Genomic DNA, 4,141 nt, shown 5'->3' on the forward strand with positions numbered 1-4,141 from the left:
TGGGCCTCGGCGAGCTTCGTGTCCTCGGGGAGGGACTGGAGGTCCCTCAGCGACACACTCACCGGCGCGGGCGCGTGGAGGTGCTGGTACGGCTCTCCGTCACGCGTCAGGAACGTCGTGCGCAGGGCCTCGTGGCGCTCGGCGAGCGAGGTGAAGGCGCCTTCGAGGGCGGTCACATCGAGCGGCCCTTGCATCAGCAGGGCGAGAGGGATGTTGTAGGTGGGGCTCCCGGGCTCGAGTTGGTCAATGAGCCACAGGCGCTGCTGTGCGAAGGACAGCGGCAGCTCGCCAGTACGCGGCACCGGGACGATGGCGGGCGCGCGGGCGCGTGGAGCTGTACTTCCGGACTCGCCGATACGGGTTGCGAGCGCGGCGATGGTGGGCGTCTCGAAGAGGGCGCGGAGCGGCAGCTCCACGTCCAGTGTCCTGCGCACGCGGGAGACCACCTGCGTGGCGAGCAGGGAGTGGCCGCCGAGCGAGAAGAAGTTGTCGTTGATGCTGACCTTGGCGAGTTGGAGCACCTCCGCCCAGATGGCGGCGAGCGCCTCTTCGACCGCGCTCCGAGGCGCGACGAAGGGGACGTCTTCCGAGCCTTGCTCGGGAACGGGGAGCGCCTGACGGTCGACCTTGCCGTTGGGCGTCAGCGGCAGCGCATCCAGCCTCACGAAGACCGTGGGCAGCATGTACTCGGGCAGCCGCTCCCGCAGCGCTGCGAGCAGCGTGTCCGTGTCGAGCTGCGCGGAGACCAGATAGGCGACGAGGCGGTGCTGGCCGGGGACGTCCTCGCGAACGAGGACGATGCTGTCGCTCACACCGGGCCGCGCGCGGAGGGCGGCTTCAATCTCTCCCAGTTCGATGCGCAGACCGCGCAGCTTCACCTGGAAGTCGGTGCGGCCGAGGTACTCCAGTCGCCCTTCCGCCTGCCACCGGACCTTGTCCCCGGTGCGATACAGACGCGCTCCGGGCGTGGCGGCGAACGGGTCGGGGATGAAGCGCTCCGCGGTGAGCGCGGGCCTGCCGAGGTAGCCCAGCGCCACCTGCGCACCGCCCAGGAACAACTCTCCCGGCACACCCGGCGGGACGGGCCGTAGGGTGTCGTCGAGCACGTAGGCCCGCGTGTTCGCGACGGGGCGACCAATGGGAATGGAGACGCCCGCCGTGTCCGCCTCGACGACGGTGAAGGTCGAATCGATGGTGACTTCAGTGGGGCCGTAGAGGTTGACGAGGCGGGCCTGGGGGAGCCGCTCGCGGGCGAGGGACGCGAGCGAGGCGGAGAGCGCCTCGCCACCGCAGAACAGCCACCGCAGGGACGTGGCGCGTGCCAGCGCGGGCTCGTCGAGGACGAAGCGCAGCAGGGACGGCACGAGCTGGAGGACGGTGATGCCGTGCCGGACGACGCAGTCGAGCAGCATCGCGGCGTCGCGGTGGGCGTCGGTGGGCGCGAGCACGAGCGGCGCACCAGCGAGGAGCGGCGCCCAGCACTCCCAGACGGACGCGTCGAACGCGAGCGGCGTCTTGAGCAGGACCTTGTCCTGTGTGGTGAGCGGGAAGACCCGGAGGAACCAGGCCATGTGGTTGGCGAGCGCCCGGTGGGGGATGAGGACGCCCTTGGGCTGCCCCGTGGAGCCGGAGGTGTAGATGACGTACGCGGGCGCCTCGGGCTCCGGCTTCGACGGGAGCGGCTCCGTCAATGCGTGGGAGAGTGCCTCCGCGTGCGACGCGGAGTCGAGGCACATGACGTCCAGTCCGTCCGGCAGGAGCGAGACGAGCGCCTCCTGTGACAGCACGAGGCGCGCACCGCTGTCGCGCACCATGAACGCGAGGCGCTCACGCGGGTAGTCGGGCGAGAGCGGCAGGTACGCGGCACCCGCCTTGAGGATGGCGAGCAGGGCGACAGGGAGCTGGGCCGTGCGGTGCGTGAGCAGGGCCACGAAGTCGCCGGGACGCACGCCGCGCGAGGACAGCACCCGCGCGAGCTGATTGGCGCGCGCGTCGAGCTGGCCGTAGGAGAGCCACTCGTCATCGGAGAGGACGGCGAGGGCCTCGGGCGTGAGGCGGGCCTGCTGCTCGACGAGGCGATGGACGAAGGGCTCGGTGGCGACGTCCGTGTCCGTCGCGTTCCAGTCGAGGAGGACCTGCCGCTGCTCCTGCTCGGTCAGCAGCGAAACGGAAGCGATGGGGGACTGGGGACGCGAGACGAGCGCTTCGACCAGGGTGGTGAAGTGGAGGGCGAGCCGCTCGACGGTGGCGTGCTCGAACAGGTCGGAGTTGTAGCCGAGCGAGCCCGCGTAGCCGTCCGGCAGCTCCACGAGGTTGAGGTTGAGCTCGAACTTGGACGTGACGTCGTCGACGTCGACGGGGCTGAGCGTCAGCTCCTGCTTCTGGATGGCGGAGACGGGCGTGTTCTGGAGGGAGAAGAGGACCTGGAACAGCGGGCTGCGGCTCAAGTCACGCGCCGGCTGGAGCACCTCGACCAATCGCTCGAAGGGCATGTCCTGGTGCTCGTAGGCGCCGAGCGCGGTCTCCTTCACCTGTCGCAGCAGGTGCTGGAAGGAGGCCCGTCCATCGATGCGCGCCCGGAAGACGAGCGTGTTGACGAAGAAGCCGATGAGGCCTTCGAGCTCCGCGCGCTGGCGACCCGCGATGGGGGAGCCGACGGTGAGGTCATCCTGCCCTGAGTAGCGTGAGAGGAGCACCTGCCACGCCGCGAGCAGCGCCATGAAGGGCGTGGCGCCCTCCTGCTGGCAGAGCGCCTTGAGCTTCTCGGCGGTGGCGGCGGGGAGGAACACTCCGACGTTGCCACCGCGCGAGGACATGACGGGAGGACGCGGCTTGTCGATGGCCAGCTCCAGCGGCGCGACGCCGGAGAGCTGGTTGTGCCAGAAGGTGAGCTGACGTTCGGTCACATCCCCCTGGAACCAGGCGCGCTGCCAGACGGAGTAGTCGGCGTACTGGATGCCGAGCGCTGGAAGCGGTGACGGCCTGCCATGGGCGAAGGCGTCATAGAGCGCGGCGACCTCCTGCACGAGCACGCTCATGGACCAACCATCGGAGACGATGTGGTGCATGTTGAGCGCGAGCACGTGCTCGGTCGCGGACAGCTCCAGCAGTTGCGCGCGGATGAGCGGTCCCGTGGAGAGATTGAAGGGGCGGGCGAGCTCCTCGAGGAGCAGCCGCTTCACTTCGTCTCGCGCGGCGGAGGGCTCCAGGTTCCGGAGGTCCACCCGCACGAGGCGCAGCTCGCCGTGCGGCGCGATGCGCTGGTAGGGCTGGTCGTCCTGCTGGAAGAATGTGGTGCGCAGCGCTTCGTGACGCCGCACCAGCTCGTCGAAGGCCCGCTGGAGCGCCGCCGTGTCGAGCGGTCCCTCCATGCGCACGAAGGACGGCATGTGGTAGGCGGCGCCGCCGGGCTGGAACTGGTCGATGAACCACAGGCGCTGCTGCGCGAAGGACAGCGGCACCAAGCCATCTCGGGGCACGGGGACGATGGGCGGCGCGAGGGACTCCGCGCGACCCACGGCCTCGACGCGAGCGGCGAGTGTGGCGACGGTCGGCGCCTCGAAGAGCGCGCGCAGGGGCAACTCGACGTCGAAGGCCTTGCGGACGCGAGAGACGACCTGGGTGGCGAGCAGGGAGTGGCCGCCAAGGGAGAAGAAGTCGTCGGTGACGCTGACGGAGTCGAGGTGGAGGACCTCGGCCCAGATGGCGGCGAGGCGAGTCTCGGTGGGGTTGCGAGGAGCGACGAAGGAGTCGGTGGGGCCGGAGTCGGGCGCCGGGAGGGCCTTCCTGTCGAGCTTGCCGTGGGTGTTGATGGGCAGGGCGTCCAGGGCGACGAAGGCCGAGGGCACCATGTACTCGGGGAGGTGGAGCAGCAGCTCCGCGCGCAGGGCCGAGGCGTCGACGGAGGCCGGGGTGACGTAGGCGACGAGGCGCTTGAGGCCCGGGACGTCCTCGCGGACGAGGGCGGCGGCGTGGTGGACGGAGGGAAGGGCCTCGAGAGCGGCCTCGACTTCACCCAACTCAATGCGGAAGCCGCGCAGCTTCACCTGGAAGTCGATGCGGCCGAGGTACTCGAGGTGGCCGTGGGCCAGCCAACGCGCCTTGTCACCGGTGCGGTAGAGGCGAGCGCCGGGCACGGAGG

At 70.2% G+C, this 4,141-nt stretch carries 1 protein-coding gene; it reads right to left on the minus strand.

From position 1 onward, the window contains the following. On the minus strand, positions 1–4,141 hold a 4,141-nt coding region (locus LZ199_RS45715; RefSeq protein WP_254000151.1), incomplete at both ends, for an amino acid adenylation domain-containing protein.

The organism is Myxococcus qinghaiensis (genome assembly GCF_024198215.1).
GTDB classification, from domain to species: domain Bacteria; phylum Myxococcota; class Myxococcia; order Myxococcales; family Myxococcaceae; genus Myxococcus; species Myxococcus qinghaiensis.